Source organism: Methylobacterium sp. WL116, from assembly GCF_008039455.1.
Lineage (GTDB): Bacteria > Pseudomonadota > Alphaproteobacteria > Rhizobiales > Beijerinckiaceae > Methylobacterium.
The window spans coordinates 1-2,806 of sequence record NZ_VRUV01000559.1; the positions used below are offsets into that span (position 1 = coordinate 1).

2 protein-coding genes are annotated in these 2,806 nt (G+C 72.7%); both read right to left on the reverse strand.

Annotated features, from left to right (window positions below):
- Nucleotides 1-89: 89 nt before the first annotated feature.
- Nucleotides 90-692 carry a K(+)-transporting ATPase subunit C gene (locus tag FV223_RS24455; protein WP_147729400.1) on the reverse strand — a complete coding sequence of 201 codons (603 nt, stop codon included), beginning with the start codon at nt 690-692 and terminating at the stop codon, nt 90-92.
- Nucleotides 693-722: 30 nt separating this feature from the next.
- The gene (gene kdpB / locus FV223_RS24460) at nt 723-2,792 is read right to left on the reverse strand and encodes a potassium-transporting ATPase subunit KdpB (RefSeq protein ID WP_147729401.1); all 2,070 of its coding nucleotides are present in this window, start codon (nt 2,790-2,792) and stop codon (nt 723-725) included.
- Nucleotides 2,793-2,806: the final 14 nt, after the last annotated feature.

The window sequence follows — 2,806 nt, forward strand, 5'->3', positions numbered from 1 at the left end:
CCTCGTCGAGGGGCAGGTCCGCGGTCGCTGGCTCGGCTCGGGCATCGGGGGCGCATCCTACCCGCAACGGGGCCCGAATGGGCCAGCGCCTATTTCGCCAGCCCGTCCAGCGCGAGGTTGAGCGCCAGCACGTTCACCCGCGGCTCGCCGAGGATGCCGAGCCAGCGACCGCGGACCTGCCCCTCGACGAGGTCGCGCACGGCCGGCTCGGGGAGCCCGCGCGCGGCCGCCACGCGCTTCACCTGGAACAGGGCGGCGGCGGGCGAGAGGTCGGGGTCGAGGCCCGAACCGCTCGTGGTCACGAGGTCGACCGGCACCGGCACGCCCGGGTTCTCGGCCTTCAGGCGGGCGAGGTCGGCGCCGACCCGCTCGGCGAGCGCCGCGCTCGTCGGGCCGAGGTTGGAGCCCGACGAGTTCGCGGCGTTGTAGGGCGCCGGCACGGTCTTGGCGGGGTCGGCCGGGTCGGCGGCGCTGGTCGCGGACGGCCGGCCCTGGAAGTAGCGCGCGCCGGCGAAGGCCTGGCCGATCAGGCTCGACCCGACGGGCTTGCCGTCGCGCAGGACGATCGAGCCGGCGGCCTGGCTCGGGAAGGCGAGGCCGGCGATCCCGGTCATCGCGAGCGGATAGGCGAGCCCGGTGAGCGCGGTCAGCGCGATCAGCAGGACGAGGGCGGGGCGAAGCTGGGTCAGCATGGCGGGGTCTCGTGACGCGAAGGGGGAGGATCAGGCGAGGCGGAGCGCGGTGACGGCGAGGTCGATCGCCTTGATGCCGACGAAGGGCACCAGGATTCCGCCCAGGCCGTAGATCGCCAGGTTCCGGCGCAGCAGCGCGCCGGCGCCGACCGCGCGGTAGGCCACGCCGCGCAGGGCCAGCGGGATCAGCGCGACGATGATCAACGCGTTGAAGATGATCGCCGACAGGATCGCGCTCTGGGGCGAGGCGAGCCCCATCACGTTCAGCGCCTGGAGCTGCGGATAGAGCCCGAGGAACATCGCCGGGATGATGGCGAAGTACTTCGCCACGTCGTTGGCGATCGAGAAGGTGGTCAGCGCGCCGCGCGTCATCAGCAGCTGCTTGCCGATGCCGACGATCTCGATGAGCTTGGTCGGGTCGGAATCGAGGTCGACCATGTTGCCGGCCTCGCGCGCCGCCACCGTGCCGGTGTTCATCGCGACGCCGACGTCGGCCTGGGCGAGGGCGGGGGCGTCGTTGGTGCCGTCGCCGCACATCGCGACGAGCTTGCCCTGCGCCTGCTCGCGGCGGATCAGCGCCAGCTTGTCCTCGGGGGTGGCCTGGGCGAGGAAGTCGTCGACGCCGGCCTCGGCGGCGATCGCGGCGGCGGTGACCGGGTTGTCGCCGGTGATCATCACCGTGCGGATGCCCATGCGGCGCAGCTCGGAGAAGCGCTCCCGGATGCCGCCCTTCACGATGTCCTTCAGCGTCACCACGCCGAGGAGGCGTCCGTCGCGGGCGACGGCGAGCGGCGTGCCGCCGGCCTTGGCGACGTCGTCGGCGATGGCGCGGACCTCCTCGACGCTCTCGGCCGAGGCGGTCGGCGCGTAGGCCAGGGCCGCGCTGGAGCCCCGGGTCGCGACCGGGCCGCCGCTCACCGCCGCGACGATCGAATCGACGGCGCCCTTTCGAATCTGCGAGCCGGCGAGGTCGACGCCGCTCATCCGGGTCTGTGCGGTGAACGGCACGAAGGTGGCGTCGAGGCTTGCCATGTCGCGGGCGCGGATCCCGTAGCTCTCCTTGGCCAGCACCACGATCGAGCGGCCCTCCGGCGTCTCGTCGGCGAGGGAGGCGAGCTGCGCCGCGTCGGCGAGCTCCTGCTCGGTGACGCCGCGGACGGGGCGGAACGCGGTGGCCTGACGGTTGCCCAGCGTGATCGTGCCGGTCTTGTCCAAGAGCAGCGTATCGACGTCGCCGGCCGCCTCCACGGCGCGGCCCGACATGGCGAGCACGTTGAAGCGCACCAGCCGGTCCATGCCGGCGATGCCGATGGCCGAGAGCAGCGCGCCGATGGTGGTCGGGATCAGCGTCACGAACAGCGCGACCAGCACGATCAGCGGGATCGCGCCGCCGGCATAGGAGGCGAAGCTCGGGATCGAGGCGACGGCGAAGACGAAGATCAGGGTCAGGCCGGCGAGCAGGATGTTGAGCGCGATCTCGTTCGGGGTCTTCTGGCGGGCGGCGCCCTCGACGAGCGCGATCATCCGGTCGACGAAGGTCGAGCCGGCCGCGGCCGTGATCCGCACCCGGATCTCGTCGGAGAGCACCTGCGTGCCGCCGGTCACCGCCGAGCGGTCGCCGCCCGATTCGCGGATCACCGGGGCGGATTCGCCGGTGATCGCCGCCTCGTTGACCGAGGCGATGCCGAGGATCACCTCGCCGTCCGAGGGGATGATGTCGCCGGCCTCGACCAGCACCACGTCGCCGACCTTGAGGTCGTTGCCGGGGACGGTCTCGAAGGCGCGGCCCGCACCCGTCAGCCGCTTGGCCATGGTCTCGGTGCGGGTGCGCCGCAGGGAATCCGCCTGCGCCTTGCCGCGCCCCTCGGCGATCGCCTCGGCGAAGTTGGCGAACAGCACCGTGAACCAGAGCCACAGGATGATCTGCCCGGAGAAGGCGAGGTTCTCGGCGCCCGTCGCGGCGTCGCGGACGAACAGCACCGTGGTGAGCGCGGCGACGACCTCGACGACGAACATCACCGGGTTGCGCACCATCAGGCGCGGATCGAGCTTCCGCAGCGCGCCGAGGAGGGCCGGGCCGACGAGGGCGGCGCTGAGCAGGGTCTGGGAGGGGC